This window comes from Pirellulales bacterium (assembly GCA_035939775.1).
In the GTDB taxonomy this organism is placed as follows: Bacteria; Planctomycetota; Planctomycetia; order Pirellulales; family DATAWG01; genus DASZFO01.
On the sequence record DASZFO010000274.1, the window covers coordinates 1 to 2,319 of the forward strand.

Below are 2,319 nucleotides of genomic sequence, written 5' to 3' on the forward strand. Positions count from 1 at the left end.
CAGTGAGTTGACGGGGGGCCTACCGCCGTTCGCGCGTCAAGTCGACCAATTCGCGCAATAGCTGGTTTGCTTCGGTCAACAGCTCTGTCTGTTGGTTGGCACGGCGCATTGACCGTGCCATCAATGCGAGCGCCACGAGTATGAAGCCCACCAAGATCGGGAGGAAGACCAAGTCACGTGTATCCAACATGGGCGCACCTTTGCCAGTTGACGGACTGGGGGCGACGATGGCACACTTCCACTATGCCAAACCGCTCAAGCAAGCCCAAGCGGCCCCGTGATGTAAACCAGCTCGCGAAGCTGATCGTCGATCAGGCTTCGTCCGAGGCGGCTAACTGACCCAGTACCGGTTCTTGAGTTTCGGGCATTCGCCCTTGCAAGATGCGGCGATTCTCCGGACAATTTGGGGCTCAAGAATTTGGCCGACAATCGGCTAAACAAATCCGGCAATCGAAGCGGGAATGAAAACGCGGCGGTATTGGAGAGCGGCGGCAAATGGCTCACAAGAAGGGACAGGGATCGAGCCGCAACGGACGCGACTCGAATGCACAACGACTGGGAGTCAAGAAGTTCGGCGGCCAGGCCGTCATCGCGGGCAATATCTTGATCCGCCAGCGCGGCACCAAGTGGCACCCGGGCCGCAACGTCGGCCAAGGCAGCGACGATACGCTCTTCGCGCTCTCTGACGGCGAAGTCTACTTCGACCGCGGCGGCCGCCGGATCAACGTGCGCCGGCCCGAGACGGCGTAGTTCTCGCTCTTGATCGGGCGATTAAATCGACGGGCTCTCGGCCATCCTAGGCCAACAGTTACTGGCAAGTGGCAAGCACCGGCTCGAGCTAGGTGCAATCTTCGACCATTCCGACTTTGCTAAATCACCGCCGCACTGCGGGCCGGTTGAAAACGGATCGGCAGGCGACACGGGCCGAGAACGTTGAACGCCTGACGCGGTTCCCACGGCGTGTCACTGGCCAGCTCGATGTCCTCGAGCCGCTCCAAGAGGTCTGTCAGACCGATCCGGGCCTCGAGTCGGGAAAGCGGAGCCCCGATGCAGAAATGGATCCCGTGCCCGAATGCGATGTGAGGATTGGGATCGCGCGTGATGTCGAAGCGGTTCGGCTCACGAAATTGCCGCGGGTCGCGGTTTGCCGAGCCAATCATCGGCAGCACGAGTTTTCCAGCCGGAATTGTCTGGCCATGCACTTCGACCTCGCGCTTGGTCGTGCGGAAGACCGCCTGCAGCGGCGAGCGATAGCGCAACACCTCTTCGATCGCCGAAGGCAATATCGCTCGATCGGCCCGCAGGCGGGCGAGCTGATCCGGGTGCTCGAGCAACGTCAGCATCGCGTTGTTGATCAGGTTCGTCGTCGTCTCATTGCCGGCCACCAGCAGAAGTTGGAAGAAGCCCAGCATCTCCTCGCGCGTCGGCCGCTCGCCATCAATCTCGGCCGCCATCAGCGTCGACAACAAATCGTCCTGCGGCTCCCGCCGCCGCTCTTCGAGCAAGCCGGCCAGATAGGTCGCCATCTCGGCTTTGATGGCCCCGACCTCACCGGCAAGCTGTGCCAGGTCTCCGCTGCGCGTGACGGTATCCGCCAATTTTAGCGTCACATCGCTCCAGTGCTTGAAGCGCAAGTAATCCGCAGCCGGAATCCCAATCAACGCCGCGATCACCCGCAGCGCCAGCGGCACCGAAAAATCGTCGGCGACATCCAGCGTCGGCAACTTGCCGGCCGTCGAGTCACTCGTCCCTCGCTCGATCGCTTCGTCCAGCAGCTCTTTCGAGAGCTGCCGAATGCTCTGCTCGAGACTCGCAATGACCCGCGGAGTAAAGGCTTTTTGAATCAGACCGCGAAGCTTCGTGTGCCGCGGTGGATCGTAGAAAATGAACCAATCCGGGGGCGGTCCCGAAGAGCCTGGCGGCGTGGCGCGCGAACTGAACGTTTCGGGATCAACGAGCGCCTGCTTGACCCCCTCGTAATCGAAGATCATCCACAAATCGAGCGGCTCATAATAAAGGACGGGAGACGGACCCCGAATCTGCTCGTAAACGGGATAAGGATCACGGCGCATCTCGGCAGAAAACAGATTCAGCATGGCCATGCCAAAAGCCTCCGGCGTGTGCAACCGGCGACAGAAAGTCGCCAACAGAATGGCCCGAACACACTCGCGGCCCGTTGCCGCAGACGATGGCGACGCGGGAGAGCGAATCGCGCGCCAAAAACCGCGCCACTCGCCACCGGCCCGTTTCCTTCAACGAGCGCTCCCGGCTTGCAAACACATCCGGCGGTCGAGATAGTTTCGAACGCGCGATTCGGAG

2 protein-coding genes are annotated in these 2,319 nt (G+C 61.2%); one reads left to right on the forward strand and one right to left on the reverse strand.

The features are described 5' to 3' along the window. Nucleotides 1-495: 495 nt before the first annotated feature. The gene (gene rpmA, locus VGY55_17175; protein ID HEV2971713.1) at nucleotides 496-750 is read left to right on the forward strand and encodes a 50S ribosomal protein L27; all 255 of its coding nucleotides are present in this window, start codon (nucleotides 496-498) and stop codon (nucleotides 748-750) included. A gap of 119 nt (nucleotides 751-869) precedes the next feature. On the opposite strand, the gene VGY55_17180 is transcribed toward rpmA, so the two are convergent. Further along, nucleotides 870-2,102, reverse strand: a complete 1,233-nt coding sequence (locus tag VGY55_17180; GenBank protein ID HEV2971714.1) for a cytochrome P450 — start codon at nucleotides 2,100-2,102, stop codon at nucleotides 870-872. Nucleotides 2,103-2,319 lie beyond the last annotated feature (217 nt).